The following is a 14,212-nucleotide window of genomic DNA, read 5'->3' on the forward strand; positions in this document are numbered from 1 at the left end:
GGTCAGAATCGCCCGTCAGCTGCGCACAAGGTGGGCGTCGTTGAATGGCGTTATGTCCCCAGTGCTCTAATGCCGGGGCCTGATAAAAAAAAATCAAATATCGCTTGAAGCTACAGTTGCTGTAGGTCGTATGTCTGCCTCTGACGGTGAATCAGATTGGAAGATAAGATGGCGGACGGCAAGGCGGTACAACGGGAATGGCGGGTTACGGGAATGGACTGCGGGGCCTGCGCGGCCAAGGTGCGCGGCGCGGTGGAACGTTTGCCGGGGGTTGCGGAGGTCGATGTTGCGCTGATGTCCGAACGGCTGCGCCTGACGCTCAACGACGGTGAAACCTCGCCCGAGCGCATCGAGAAAACGGTGCGCGGCATTGGTTTTGGCATTTCGCCGAAGGGGGCGAAGGCAGAAAAGCCGAAAGCCGGTTTCGTTCTGCCTGACGACGCGATGCCTGACGATGACGGGGCGGGGCCTGAGCCACGCAGCGCCCCTGATGCACCGCCAGAACCTAATTGGTATCAGACTGCGAAAGCGCGTTTGGTGCTTGGCAGCGGTGCCTTGCTTGCTACGGGATGGGCCTCGCGGTTGATCCTGCCAGCCGAGGTTTCACACTGGGTGTTCGTTCTGGCCACATTGATTGGGCTCATTCCCGTGGCCCGCCGTGCGGTCGCAATGGCGCGGGTGGGGATGCCGTTTACCATCGAAATGCTGATGACCATCGCCGCGAGTGGTGCGCTTGTGATCGGAGAGCCGGAAGAGGCCGCGCTGGTGGTCTTTCTCTTTGCCGTGGGCGAATTTCTGGAAGGTGTCTCTGCCGGGAAGGGGCGTAACAGCATCCGTGCGCTGACCAAGCTGGTGCCGAAAGCGGCGCGGCTTGAAGTGGGCAGTAAGACACGCGAGGTGGCGGCAGAGACGCTCAGCGTCGGGCAGATCGTGCAGGTGCGCCCCGGTGACCGGGTGCCTTGTGATGGCAAGGTGGTCAGCGGCACTTCGGGCGTCGATGAAAGCCCCGTTACCGGCGAAAGTGTGCCGCGCCTCAAAGAGCCGGACGCGGAGGTGTTTGCCGGATCGATCAATACCGAAGCCCTACTGCGCGTGCGCGTCACCAAAGCCGCGGCAGACAACACCATCGCCCGAATTGTGCGGCTGGTCGAAGAGGCAGAAAGCGCCCGCGCGCCGACCGAGCGGTTCATCGACCGGTTCAGCCGCATCTATATGCCCGCCGTGGTGGGCTTGGCTGTATTGGTCGCCGTCGTGCCCCCGCTTGCCTTCGGAGGCGCGTGGGACGAATGGGTCTATCGTGCACTGGCCTTGCTGCTGATCGGCTGCCCCTGTGCACTGGTGATTTCGGTGCCCGCGTCGATCACCTCGGCCCTGTCCACCGGGGCGCGCAACGGGTTGTTGATGAAGGGCGGCGCAGTGATTGAAGCGGCCGCGCGGGTCACGCATGTGGCCTTTGACAAGACCGGAACGTTGACCCACGGAAAGCCGCAAGTGACCGATGTGCGAACCATCGTCGGCGACGAAACAGGTCTTTTGGCCCTTGCCGCCGGAGTAGAGAGCGGCGCGAGCCACCCGCTGGGCCAAGCTATTTGCAGCGCGGCTGAAGCGCACGGGATCGACCCCGCCACTGCGACACAGTCACGCGCCTTGCCCGGCAAAGGGGCCAGGGCGGTGATTGCAGGGGCTACCATTTGCGTGGGCTCACCCCGTTTGGCGGCAGAACGCGGGGCGCTGTCAGAGGCTTTGCGCGCCGAGGTCGAAACACTCGAGGCGCAGGGCAAAACCGTGGTGATCGTACTGCGCGATGACGTCGCTCAAGGCATCATTGCCCTGCGTGATGAACCGCGCGCCGATGCGGCAGCGGCGGTGGCGCAGTTGAACGCCTTGGGAATTTCATCGGTCATGCTTACAGGGGACAACAGCCGCACAGCCTTTTCTATCGCAGAAGGGCTTGGCATCGACCATAGGTCAGAGCTGATGCCCGAGGATAAGGTCGCGGCCATTCAAAGCCTGGCGGCTGAGGCCAAGGTCATGATGATCGGCGACGGAATCAACGACGCGCCTGCATTAGCCGCAGCGCATGTGGGCGTTGCGATGGGGTCCGGCACCGATGTGGCGCTCGAGACAGCTGATGCAGCGATTTTGCGCGACCGGGTGACAGATGTACCCTCCCAAATCCGGCTTGCCCGCGCGACGATGGGCAATATCCGGCAGAACATTGCCATAGCTCTTGGACTAAAGGGCATATTCCTTGTTACGACGATGCTCGGCGTGACGGGCCTCTGGATCGCGATCCTGGCTGATACTGGGGCAACCGTTCTGGTGACGTTGAACGCGCTGCGTCTGCTGTTCTTCCGGCCAACCGTTGCTGATGGGCTGGCCGAACCCGCCAGCCGCACTACAACCTATAATAACCACATTTTGAACCCTCGGAAGGACACGATATGACCCTCACACGACGCAGCTTGTTGGCCTGTACTGCGAGCTTTGCCGCCGCCGCACCCTTTGCGGCATGGGCCAAAGAGAAACCTGCGATCCACGTGATGAAAGACCCCAACTGCGGGTGCTGCTCAGCTTGGATCAATATCCTGGAAAAAGAGGGCTTTGCTGTCACGACTGAACGCAGCCTAGGAACGCTCTTGATCCGCTACAAGCAAGACAACGGCATTCCGCAGAACATGGCGTCTTGTCATACCGGAAAGATCGACGGCTATATGATTGAAGGCCATGTGCCGCCCGCTGACATCCGCAAACTACTGGCCGAGCGTCCAGACGCCATTGGCCTCGCCGTACCGGGGATGCCCTATGGTTCGCCGGGAATGGGGCCAGAGACCAAGCGCGAAGCGTATGACGTGTTTTTGATCGCCCGCGATGGCAGCACCGAAGTGTTCTCGAGCTACGAAGCCGCGTAACGCGCAGCGATTGCTCTCCCGAAAAAAAAGGTAGCCCCCATGTCCCAAGATCACGCCCATATTGACCCGCAAAGCGGTGATCGCAGAGTGTCGGTCGCGATTTGGGCGAATGCGCTGCTCACGGTCGCGCAGATTGTGGGCGGGGTGTTATCAGGGTCGCTTGCGCTTGTCGCCGATGCGCTTCACAACTTTTCTGATATGGCCTCTTTGGTCATTGCGTTTGTCGCCCGCAAAATTGCGCGGCGGCCGGCGGATGCGCGCATGACATTCGGCTATGGCCGGATCGAAATCGTGGCCGCCCTTATCAACTATACCACGCTGATTCTGGTCGGCTTTTACCTAATATACGAGGGCGGAATGCGCCTGATCGACCCGCCTCAAGTGGCGGGCTGGACCGTGGTCATTCTGGGCTGTGTTGCGCTTGTGATTGATACCCTGACAGCGCTGCTGACCTATTCCATGCAAAAGGACAGTGTGAACATCAGGGCGCTGTTCTTGCATAACCTGTCAGATGCGCTGGCCTCGGTCGCAGTGATTTTCGGCGGTACGCTCATTATTCTGTATGACCTGCGTTGGGTCGATCCTGCGATCACAATCGGTATCGCTGTGTATATCCTCTATCTTGCGCTGACCGAAATCGGCGGACCGATCCGCATGCTTATGCTGGGCAGCCCACCTGATATGGATGCCACCGCAGTCGTCGAGGCGATGACCAAAATGGACGGGGTGCGTGACGTGCATCACGTGCACCTATGGCAGATGCAAGAACATGAGGTGGCGCTTGATTGTCATGTCGTGTTGGTGGGGCAGGACTGGACCGAACTTGACGCCGTGAAGCGCGAGCTTAAACGAACGCTCGCGGTTGATTTCGGTATTTCCCATTCAAGCCTTGAATTTGAAACCTCTGCCAGCGCGCACGACGGCGCATCGTTGTTTGGTCACGAGCAACCACCCAAGGCGGGTGGCACAAAGCCGGAGCACAGCTGACCCTAATCAGAGACCTTGACCCATGTCCGCATCCCGCCGACGGCGTGGCTCAACATGTGGCAATGGATCAACCAACGCCCCGGATTGTCGAAGACGCAGATTACATCCCTGCTTTCGCCTGCGGCAACCAGTGATGTATCGCGCAGGTCACCGAGGCTACCATCAGGGGCAACCTCGTAGAAATGGTGGCCGTGCAGGTGAATGCCGTGCGGGAATGCGGTATCGTTCGCGAAGGTGATCCGCGCAGTCTCGCCGCGCTCAAACGCAGCAAACGGGTCGTCGTGCAGGTCAGAGATATCGTTGAAGGACCAGATATTAGCCCCCCCGTGTCGCCCGCCCATAGCGCCGCCCATCATGGTGAGCGTCAGATGCTGGCTGGGGTCGCCCGGCGTTGGCAGGTTCGGCACTGCAAGCGGGGCAATCGGTTTGGGCTTTCGATCTGTGTTTGTACCAGAGATTGCCAACTCAGCCAGACGGTAGGACCCCTGCCGCGACTGCATGTCAAAGCCCACGGGACCGGTGATATCAACGATCAGATCCGCCCGCTGCGCGGGGGCCAGCACGAGGTCAGTCAAGTTGCGCGGCGTTTCAAGTGCCATGCCGTCTAGTGCAACGACCGATCCGGTGACGCCGGTAACCGCCAACGGAAAGATGCGGTTTGTGGCCGCGTTGATAATACGGAGCCGGACACGGTCAGTTTTTTTCACCGCATCCTGCGAGAGGAAGCCCCGCGCGAAATTGCCCATATAGCCTGCGTGGGCGACGCTGTGCATATCCGAGAATTCGTCGACGAGGCTGCCATCTTCGGCGATGATCCAATCAGACAGAAGTACCGTGATGTCATGGTCCACATCTGGGGGCAGATCATCCTCGATGATCAATGGCCCCATCATGCCGCGTGCGACCTGCTCTTGCGAGATGTAGTGCGAATGATACCAATAGGTCCCCGCGTCCGGTGGCACAAAGCTATAGGTCTTGTTGTCGCCGGGGTTGATCAGATCCTGTGTCATCATCGGTACCCCGTCCATCCGGTTTTCAAGCCGAATGCCATGCCAATGGACAGCGGTGCCTTCGTCCAGACCGTTCTCGACCTCCACCGTCATACGTTCGCCGCGTTTCACCCTGATCTCTGGCCCAGGCATCGACCCGTTGAAGCCCAGCATTGCGGTTCTGCCTTCGCCTTCCGGCAGGATCTGCCGCGTGACGGGTTCGGCCCTAAGCGTGAAAGGAGCCCCAGCTGCCAATCCCGGCAGGGGGAAGATCGCTGTGGCTGAAACGCTCGCGAGAAACTGTCGTCTATTCATATCGTGTCTTACCGGATGAGTTCAAAGTTGGCGCTAGCTAGGAAAAAGAGTGCTTTCGGGGCCGACCAATGTGACCGGCCCCGAAGCTGGGTTTACTTCATCTGTGTGACGGTGAGCTTGCCTTTGACGCGGTCAGCGACGAATGCGATGTCCTGACCTTCTTTCATCTTGGCGATCAGCGCCTCATCAGCTTTGAACACCATGGTCATGGACGGCATGTCGAGGTTTTCAAGCGGCCCGTGGATGATGGTGACCTTTTTGCCTTTGGCGTCGACTTTTTTGATCTTGCCCGTGGAGAAGACAGCAGGTGCCGCTGGGGCCTCGTCTGACTGCGCCACAGTAATCGGACCGTGCATGCCGGATTCATAGTGGCCGGGGATCAGGCATGCGAACTCAAAGCTGCCGTCATTGCTGAAGGTCCAGATCACTTCGCCATTCATGCCGGGATCCAGACGCACAGAATTCGGGTCGTCATGCTCCATATCCATCTTGGCCATGGCTTCTTTGTGCTCGGAATTGCCGTCCATCGTGTCGATCACGAATTCATGCTCGATCTCGCCTTTGTTGGTGACGTCGAAGCGGATGGTTTCACCTTTTTTGATGTCGAACTCGGACGGTTCAAAGATCATCTCGCCGTCGTCGGTCTCGCGCATGGTGACTTCGATCGTGCGGTCGACGGCGTCTGCCTTACCGGGCATGCCGATCGCCATTTCTTTATGCATGTCGCCGTGGCCATCATTGCCGTGGCCGCCGTCATGGCTGCCAGCAGCGAAAGCAGGGGCCGAAAGGAGCAGTGTCAGGGCGGTCGAGATAAGAAGTTTGTTCATGGTTTTTCCTGTAAGTTTTGGTGATTGTGGTTTTTCATAGTGTTCCAAGGGCCCTTCAGCCCTTGGAGGTAGGTTTGGGCGTGATTTGTGTTTTAGGACTGTGGTTCTGCGCAAAGTCCGGCAGCTCTCCGGTCCATTCATACGCCTCGGTGCCCGGTGGGTTTTCGTACCAACCGGGATCTTCGTAATCGTCCGCGTCGATGCCCTGGCGCACCTTCACGACCGAAAACATGCCGCCCATCTCCAGCGGGCCATGCGGCCCCCAGCCGGCCATCATCGGCACGGTGTTGTCGGGCAGCGGCATCGACATTTCGCCCATATCCGCCATGCCGGCCGTGCCCATGGGCATAAATTCCGGCTGCACGCGGCGGACTTGGCGCGTCATGTTCGAACTGTTGGTGCCGATCAGCGTCGGCACGTCATGACCCATCGCATTCATGGTATGGTGCGACTTGTGGCAGTGGATCGCCCAATCGCCCAGATGGTCTGCGGTGAACTCGTAGGCGCGCATGGCACCCACGGGGATGTCGATCGACACCTCGGGCCATTGCGCCGATTCCGGCACCCAGCCGCCATCGGTGCAGGTGACCTTGAAGTCATAGCCGTGCATGTGGATCGGGTGGTTTGTCATCGTCAGGTTGCCGACGCGCACGCGCACCTTGTCCCCTTGATTGACCACAAGCGGGTCGATGTCAGGGAAAATCCGGCTGTTCCAAGTCCACAAGTTGAAATCTGCCATGGTCATGATGCGCGGAATGTAGGTGCCCGGATCAATGTCGAAAGCATTCAGCATGATCAGGAAATCCCGATCAACCCGCATGAAGTCCGGGTCTTTGGGGTGGACCACGAACATGCCCATCATACCCATCGCCATCTGCACCATCTCATCCCCATGGGGGTGATACATGAAGGTGCCGGATTTGGTCAGGTCGAACTCATAGACAAAGGTCTTGCCCGGCGGAATACCGGGGTGGCTGAGCCCGCCGACACCGTCCATGCCCGAGGGCAAGATCAGCCCGTGCCAGTGTACCGTTGTGTGCTCGGGCAGGCGGTTGGTCACATAGATACGGACGCGGTCGCCTTCGACGGCTTCGATGGTTGGGCCGGTGGATTGGCCATTGTACCCCCAAAGACGCGCAACCATCCCGTCGGCCAATTCGCGCTCGACCGGTTCTGCAACAAGGTGGAATTCCTTAACCCCGTTGTTCATCCGGTGCGGCAAAGTCCACCCATTGAGCGTTACGACCGGATTGTAGTCAGGCCCGCTGGTGGGGCGGGTGGGGGTCTGGGTGAGGGCACTGTCCATCACCGCGGCTTCGGGCAGGCCCATGTTCATGGTCTGGCCCCATGCTTTGGAGGAAACAAGCGTGGCCCCAGCCGCGCCGGCCCCTAGCAGTTGACGTCTGTTCATCATGTGATTGTTTTCCTGTCTCAATGTCCTGCACCGCCACCGGCGGCGATTTGCGTCTCTGCGCCTGCACCACCGCCGCCGCTGCCACCGCCATAGATCGCGGCGGTCAGACCAGCCGAGGCCAGCCAGAAGTCGCGTTTGGCGTTAGCCGCTTCCAACTCGCTCGACAGCTTCTCGCGCGCGTCATTGAGCAAGTCGAAGGTGCTGGTGATCATGCCGTTGTTGCTCAGCAGCGCCTCTTCGTTGATTGTGCGCCGCAGGGGCATCACCACGTCCGAATAGTGCCGCGCAATCTGGTGGCTTGAGCGATAGGCCGTGGCTGCTGCGCGTGCCTCGGACCGCACATTCACCGCTTGTTCAGCCAGCACATTCGCAGCCTGAAGGTAGCTCAGCTCTGCCTTGCGCATCCGCGCCTTGCCGCTGTCGAAGATCGGGATGACGAATTCGAACTCGACCTGCGGGGTGATGCTGGTCTCGATCTCGCCGTCTTCTACCTCGCGTTCAATCTCTGCGCCGGCGATCACTTCAAGGTCGGTCAAGGTGCGGGTTGCATCGGTCAGCCCATAACCCTTGGCTGTGGCCGCGAGCCCCAGCCGCGCCACTTCCAGATCAACCCGATTGGCAAGCGCCAGCCGTTCGATCCCGCGGTGACCATTCACTGTGTTGGGCACGCGGGGTAGGGCATCGGGCACGTAATACGCCACGTCTTGCCCCCAGAGCCCCATCAAACGGGTCAGCTGTTCCTTAGCCAATTCCGCATCAAGCCGCGCCCGCGCCACCTGACCGGCCATCTCGGCGTTAAAGGCCTGCTCGCGCGCTTGTGCCGCCTTGTTAAGAGCACCGGTTTTGCCAAGCTGTTGCGCCAGTTCTGCGGCCGCATCGGTGGTGATGGCGGCGCGTTTCAGATAGCTCACCGTCTCGAACGCCGCGACGGCGTTGACCCAAGCTTCGCGAGTCTCGTTTGCCAGTGCCAGCGTGTCATTGACGGCTTGCATCTGCGCCTGTTGGAACTGCACTTCGGCAGCGGCGATGCGCTGTTTGCGAGTGCGAGCATCCAGCAGGTTGACGGCGATCATGCTTTCAAGGGCCCGGTACAGCCCCACCTCAGGCGCGCCGATGCCCAAAAGACCAACCGAGACGACAGGGTTTTCAGGCGTGGACTGTTGCCATGCTTCTGCTGCCGACAGACCGATCTGCGCGTAAGACGCCTGTAGCCCCTTGTTATTCAGCAAAGCGACTTGCACGGCGGTTTCGGCGTTAATTGTCTTGCCCTGCACCATGGCGCGGACTTGTTTCGAAGTGGCCACCGTTTCGGACTGCGACTGCGCCCAAACGGTGCGCTTGCCAATCGCTTTGGAGGTGCGCGTCTCGACGGCGGCAAAGCCCGCATCGCGTGCGGAATAGCTGACGGGCAAGGTCGAGGCTGTGCAGGCGCCAAGAACGAGCGGCGTGATGACAGCGGCTGTTTTCAATGTCCAACGCATCAGTGGTTCATCCCCTGCATCGGTGCCTGTTCCGCGTTCAGCCGTCGCCAGTCGAGCGGTTCCACCACGCCACGTCGGCGGTAGCCTGCAAAGGGCTGTTCAGTGGCGGTTGTGGCGCTGCCACGCGCGCTGCTGTCAGCAGCGGTCATCGCGGCGACTTCGGGCAGGGGGGTGGGCTGTTGCACATAGGCAGTCGTGACATCGGGAAAGGGTGGAAGCGTGGTTGCGCAAGCCCCAAGGGTCAGGGACATCGCCCCTGCAATCAATACTGTTTTCATGGATATTTGACCTGAAATTTAGGTGATCTTGCCCGCGGACGCAAATGTATCGCAGGCGCAAATGCCGCTATGCAGCGGCGATCAGGTCAGGCTCGAGGGGGGCGCAGCTGGCTGGTTGCGTCGGCTGAGGCCATGGACCGGTAGCTGAGCGCGAAACAGGCGGATTGAACGGCTGTCACTTCAGCGTGCTGCGATGCGCAAAGCGCAGCAGTCATGCATATGCCGCCGCAGCAGGCGTCACCTTCAAAGCTGTCAGGTGTGTCGTCGGGCGCAGGCTGAGCGACCGCAGCTTGCTGCGCATGATTCAAGGCCATCTCAGAATCAGCCCCAGTGTGGTGCGTCGCATGTGCACCCTCGTGCATCCCGCTGTTCGCGTGCGCCGACGAGGGGGGCAGCAACAAAAAGCCGCATACCAATACCGCGCCTAGAACGAGGCGAAAGAGGTTTGATATGGATTTAAGACAACGCATGGGCAAATCAGTGCCTTACACAAAGCGATCTGTCAACGCGTCCAGCGCTGGAAGCTTTGGCGACTTGTGGCAGAAACCCGCCAAAGGCCCACATGATTGACGCTGTGTCTGAGCCTGGGGCCATGCGCCATGAACTAGAACTCGACCCTCCGCAAAGTTCTGATCTGCAGCTAGGCTAGGCTCGTTTTTCTGCCTGCGCCAAGAACCATGCGACGACGCTATGAATTGCAGCGTTTCGTTCGGATGTTGGCGTGATGAGCGAGTGAAAATCCTGTTTGCCGGCCATGCGCTTCGGTGTGATCTGTATCAGCCGCTTGGCTGCACTGTCGGTGTAAGCGACCAAGGGCTTTGCCACGCCCGGCATTCAGGTGGTCTGTAGCCCGGTGTGGTGCGTCGAACGCAGCAGCGACTGCCACGTGATAGCTTCGCCCTTGCGATGGAAAATCCAGCCTTTTGGGCCGTCTATCCAAACACTTTCTTTACGAACTGGGATTTCAGACCCATTTGGCCGACTCCAGGAACCTTGCAGTCGATGTCGTGATCGCCGTCGACCAACCGAATGCCGCGCACCTTGGTTCCGACTTTAACCACGGACGAAGACCCTTTGATCTTCAGGTCCTTAATCACGGTGACGGTGTCACCATCCTCTAGCACATTCCCGACGCTATCGCGGGTGGCCGGCGCGGTGTCGGAGGGGTCTTGAGCGCCCCATTCGTGTCCACACTCTGGGCAATTCAATAAGGCATCGACCTGATAGACGTAGATCGAGGCGCATTCGGGGCATGGGGGAGCTGTGTCATTCATAGGACCGTTCGATACCCCGAAACCAAACCGGAGCACAGAGGAAACTCTGCGCCATCAAGTTTCAGGGTTCTGACTGGCGTTTGGGCGTTGTCTATCCGCAGGGTTGAAAGACCTGTCGCGGGGGACGAGGGACGAGGGATGGGGGGCGTTGACCCATCGCTTGGCCAAAGCGGGATTGATCGAGGTTTAGGCGCTTTCGTCATCCGCGTCTGCCGCGCCCAGCGTATCTTCGAGGTGCCAGATCTTGGAAACGATCTGCCACCCATTCTCACCCCTCACAAAGCCAAGATGGTCGACAAAGATGTTTTGATGCGCGCGAATACGGATTTTGACCGTTGCACTGATCGGCGACAGGTGGTCGATCATCAATACCTCGGCCTCACGCGGTTGGCCTTTGGACGCCGGTGACAGACGCCCCGCAACGTCGCGGCTAAAGCTGTCTATAGGCTCTACAAAGATCGATCCGTTGTCGGCATCAAACAAGCTGGATTGCGGGTGGAACACGGCGTTCAGCTTTTGGATATCACAGTCATGGATCGCGTCGAAATAGGTGTCGACTGCGGCAAGAAGATCGGGGTCGAGTGTCATGAGATCATCTCCATCTGACGTTGCTGTTATCACCTTGCCACCAAACCAAAAGCCGCGAAACTGGCAAAAGTGACAATATCCCGGTCGGATGCCGCAAATACGGGAGGACGTTATTCGAGCTGACGCGCCTAGGTCTGTATGATTGCCCGAACGGTTGCGCGCTGAGCCAAATTTTAGCCCCCCGCGCCGAGGTATCCGTCGATAATTCTACTTTTGCGATAAATAATACCCTCAGGGGTAGACGAGTCGAAAAGGGTATCGTAACACCTTTTCATCGATCGCAGGTCAGCCCTGCGTGAGAGTTTAAAAAAGAGATATTTGACAAGGTATATTGTTATCGACTCGATCACCCTTTCTAACCGATGGGGCGTATAGATGGATGACATTTTTTGTGAAACTTATATTTCTCGATTTTGAGTTTTCCGCGTCGGTTTTATTGCAATGACGCTACAGTATGGATGCTAAAAATCTATTTCATTACCAACTTGGGGGTGCCGTATTTCGCGGTGCCCTCAATTTATGAATTAGCACAGTACACTTTAAACGAGTGTCAATTCTGCAACAAGTACATACGTTCGTTCAAATGGTTGTGAACTGTGGGTTGTGCGTCTGAAGTCTCTGGGGAAAACAGGAGTTGTTCAATTTCGACGTGTATAAACGTAAGTATAGAAAGTGAATATTTCATGAAATTCTCAACATTCAAACTCGCCTTGGCTACCCCTGTCATCGCAGTCGCCTTGAGTGCATGCGGCAGCAGCAACGGTATTGCTGACTATGAAGAGCTGGTAAATAAAGCCGACGCCGTAATCGATCGCGTAAAAGTAGTGGGCGACTACAACGAGGAAACGAAAGAGTACCAAAACATCACCACCGCTGAGGAAATGTCCCAGCGTTCCGGTTCGGCAACATATACCGGCGTCGCCGGTTTGTGGGTGGCCGACAGCGAGGAAATCCTTGCGCAGCGCATGGAAAATGATGCAGACCCCGCCGTTGTTGCGGCACTCAATCTGACTGCGGACTTCGACAGCTCCTCCATCACCGGTTCGATGACGAATCTGCAAACGAACGAGGAAGACATGACCGTAAGCGGTCAAATTGATCTGGCTAACGGCTCCATCTCTGGCGGTGATCTGACGGCCGATCTTACGGGAACGATTGAAACAACCGGCGACGGCCCTGATGAAACTCTTACCTTGGTAGGGACAACAACCGGCGCGTTCGTGGGCGACAACGCAGAAGCCGCTGTAGGCGAAATTGAGGCGACCCTCAGCAACGGCGAGAGCGATGGCTCCTTTGTCGGCGGCGGCTGGATTGTCGAAGAGAAATAATACTCTCCGGAACTTCAGTAAAATTTGGGGGCGGCATATGTCGCCCCTTAACCTCCTAAAAATGTTGAGAATTAATTTGTTGAACCTATTCAAAGCGGGCACCGCTATTCTATTGTGCGGCTTGGCGACCGCGCCCTTGGCAGATCCTCTGCCAGTATGGAAATCCGCGATGATATCGGGATCTCAGCGTCTGAGCTTTTTTAGCGTGCTCAAGGCCAAACCGCCGGGACACGAGACTTACCTGAAGCGCCTTATGCGGTATGACGGTTTGATGCACCGACCTGGAAGGGGGCCGCAGAAGCTGCTGTCCTACGTGGGGCTCAAGCCGTTGATCGGCTACGATTCCAACATCAACAACGGTCTGCCCGGCGACGAATTCAATATCGGAAAGTTTACCTTCCGCACCGACGAAGAAGATCAGGCCAAGGCGGGGATGACCGTGGGTGCCAGGGCGATGGGTACGCTACTGTACAGCGTTGCACCGGCGCATGTTCTCAAATTTTCTGCCTACGGCTCATACGAATTCGCCCCCGAACACAGCCTGTCAAAACACGCTGTCGGGGCGTCGGCGTGCCTTGGCAGCCATGTCGCGTCTTATACCTGGATCGACAGTTGCGCGGGCGTGCGCGTTGCCGAAAAGAAGAACGCCAGCGTCGAAGAAGTGTACGCGTCGCTTGGCGGATCGCAGGCCTTCGCGACTGGCTGGGGGCACCACGAAGCAAAATGGGCGTTCAAAAGATCGTTCCGGGATGACTATCCGAAAAGTTATCTCAACGTTGGTTTGCTGAGCGCCATGCCCGATGTGGGCGCAATCTATACGGGTGTAAGTTGGGGCGAGGAAATCGCGGGAAAACACACATCACGATGGGGGGCGACTGCGTCGATCACACGTCCCGTATTAAAACGAAAGACAACACTTTCTATTTCATATGGGAATTTCGGGGGAGGTTCGCACTTCGGAGAACCGAGAGAAGACAATCAGTACGCAGTAAATATAAAAAGTCAGGTTCACAAGAATGTCGCCGTGAGTTTCGGTTATTCCTGGAATAACTCGAACGTCGCGTTTTATGATGAGAACAGCGTGCTGTTTGGCGTAGATATAAAATCTATTTCATTTTGATATTCCCTTCGTTTTGTATTTCAATTCCTGATGAAAACATATTACGTTTCCCATAGCGAATAACCCTAATGGCATATGTGTCTATAAGAGGTTTTTGACGGATCAAGCTGCGCCCGTATTCAGCTCAGGGTTGATATCTCTTTGGTTGCGTCGGGACCTCGCGTGGGTAGCACTTGAGCGAGGATGCAATTTACCGAGATATCGGCTTTCCCATCCGCGATATCCGCTTACATCGGGATGCTGGTGTTCCGCTTGATTTCGCGCAGCACTACGTTGGTCTGGGCGCTTTCGACCGCTGGCAGACGGAACAGAAAATCTTCGAGAAACCGGTTATAGGCGGCGATGTCACGACATAGGACGCGCATCTGGTAGTCGGCTTGCCCGGTCGTGGCATAACATTCCAGCACCTCGGCGCGATGCGCAATTGCGTTAATGAACTCGGCCAGTTTCTCCTGATTATGGCGGGCCAATTGCACCTGTACCAAGGCCTGAAAACTATTGCCTGCCTTGGTCGGGGATACGTCCGCGCGATACCGCTCGATGACGCCCGCGTCTTCAAAGGCCTTGACCCGTCGCCAGCAGGCAGAAGCGGACATGCCTGCCTTGTCGGCCAATTCGGCATTCGAGATACGGCAATCGCGCTGCAAGAGATCAAGCAACCGACGGTCGCGGTCGTCAAAGTTCATCTGGTCAGACATT

At 57.9% G+C, this 14,212-nt stretch carries 14 protein-coding genes; 5 read left to right on the top strand and 9 right to left on the bottom strand.

What is annotated here, in order from left to right; translation table 11 throughout:
- Nucleotides 1–168: 168 nt before the first annotated feature.
- Genes E5180_RS03220 through E5180_RS03230 form a run of 3 tightly spaced genes read left to right on the top strand, consistent with a single transcriptional unit; the run spans nt 169 to nt 3,899 of the window.
- The gene (locus tag E5180_RS03220) at nt 169–2,448 is read left to right on the top strand and encodes a heavy metal translocating P-type ATPase (protein ID WP_138923131.1); all 2,280 of its coding nucleotides are present in this window, start codon (nt 169–171) and stop codon (nt 2,446–2,448) included.
- On the top strand, nt 2,445–2,912 hold the full coding sequence (locus tag E5180_RS03225) for a DUF411 domain-containing protein (protein ID WP_138923132.1): 468 nt from the start codon (nt 2,445–2,447) through the stop codon (nt 2,910–2,912). Before E5180_RS03220 ends, E5180_RS03225 begins: the two co-directional genes overlap by 4 nt.
- Before the next feature lie 39 nt (nt 2,913–2,951).
- A complete protein-coding gene (locus E5180_RS03230; RefSeq protein WP_138923133.1) occupies nt 2,952–3,899 on the top strand; it encodes a cation diffusion facilitator family transporter in 948 nt (315 codons plus the stop codon).
- Between the two features lie 2 nt (nt 3,900–3,901).
- Here E5180_RS03230 and E5180_RS03235 read toward each other — a convergent pair whose 3' ends face one another.
- The 8 genes from E5180_RS03235 to E5180_RS03270 all read right to left on the bottom strand — a co-directional run bounded on the left by E5180_RS03235 (nt 3,902) and on the right by E5180_RS03270 (nt 11,065).
- Complete coding sequence (locus tag E5180_RS03235; protein ID WP_138923134.1) at nt 3,902–5,203, bottom strand: multicopper oxidase family protein; 1,302 nt, start codon at nt 5,201–5,203, stop codon at nt 3,902–3,904.
- A gap of 92 nt (nt 5,204–5,295) precedes the next feature.
- Entirely contained in the window at nt 5,296–6,030 is a 735-nt protein-coding gene (locus E5180_RS03240) for a copper-binding protein (protein WP_138923135.1), read from the bottom strand.
- Nucleotides 6,031–6,085: 55 nt separating this feature from the next.
- Nucleotides 6,086–7,444: a multicopper oxidase family protein gene (locus E5180_RS03245; protein ID WP_138923136.1), complete on the bottom strand. Its 1,359-nt coding sequence runs from the start codon at nt 7,442–7,444 to the stop codon at nt 6,086–6,088.
- A 17-nt stretch (nt 7,445–7,461) separates the two neighbouring features.
- Nucleotides 7,462–8,925: a TolC family protein gene (locus tag E5180_RS03250; RefSeq protein WP_138923137.1), complete on the bottom strand. Its 1,464-nt coding sequence runs from the start codon at nt 8,923–8,925 to the stop codon at nt 7,462–7,464.
- The gene (locus tag E5180_RS03255) at nt 8,925–9,203 is read right to left on the bottom strand and encodes a hypothetical protein (RefSeq protein WP_138923138.1); all 279 of its coding nucleotides are present in this window, start codon (nt 9,201–9,203) and stop codon (nt 8,925–8,927) included. Before E5180_RS03255 ends, E5180_RS03250 begins: the two co-directional genes overlap by 1 nt.
- 645 nt (nt 9,204–9,848) lie before the next feature.
- Entirely contained in the window at nt 9,849–10,037 is a 189-nt protein-coding gene (locus E5180_RS03260) for a hypothetical protein (protein ID WP_138923139.1), read from the bottom strand.
- Nucleotides 10,038–10,135: 98 nt separating this feature from the next.
- A complete protein-coding gene (locus E5180_RS03265) occupies nt 10,136–10,477 on the bottom strand; it encodes a zinc ribbon domain-containing protein YjdM (RefSeq protein ID WP_138923140.1) in 342 nt (113 codons plus the stop codon).
- Nucleotides 10,478–10,663: 186 nt separating this feature from the next.
- Nucleotides 10,664–11,065 (bottom strand): nuclear transport factor 2 family protein, encoded by a 402-nt coding sequence (locus E5180_RS03270; protein WP_138923141.1) that lies wholly within the window; start codon nt 11,063–11,065, stop codon nt 10,664–10,666.
- A 683-nt stretch (nt 11,066–11,748) separates the two neighbouring features.
- On the opposite strand from E5180_RS03270, the gene E5180_RS03275 reads away from it, so the two are divergent.
- Entirely contained in the window at nt 11,749–12,393 is a 645-nt protein-coding gene (locus E5180_RS03275) for a transferrin-binding protein-like solute binding protein (RefSeq protein ID WP_138923142.1), read from the top strand.
- A 37-nt stretch (nt 12,394–12,430) separates the two neighbouring features.
- The gene (locus E5180_RS03280) at nt 12,431–13,513 is read left to right on the top strand and encodes a hypothetical protein (RefSeq protein WP_138923143.1); all 1,083 of its coding nucleotides are present in this window, start codon (nt 12,431–12,433) and stop codon (nt 13,511–13,513) included.
- A gap of 227 nt (nt 13,514–13,740) precedes the next feature.
- On the opposite strand, the gene E5180_RS03285 is transcribed toward E5180_RS03280, so the two are convergent.
- Nucleotides 13,741–14,211, bottom strand: a complete 471-nt coding sequence (locus E5180_RS03285) for an Lrp/AsnC family transcriptional regulator (protein ID WP_138923144.1) — start codon at nt 14,209–14,211, stop codon at nt 13,741–13,743.
- Between the last annotated feature and the right edge of the window lies 1 nt (nt 14,212).

The organism is Sulfitobacter sp. BSw21498, from assembly GCF_006064855.1.
In the GTDB taxonomy this organism is placed as follows: domain Bacteria; phylum Pseudomonadota; class Alphaproteobacteria; order Rhodobacterales; family Rhodobacteraceae; genus Sulfitobacter.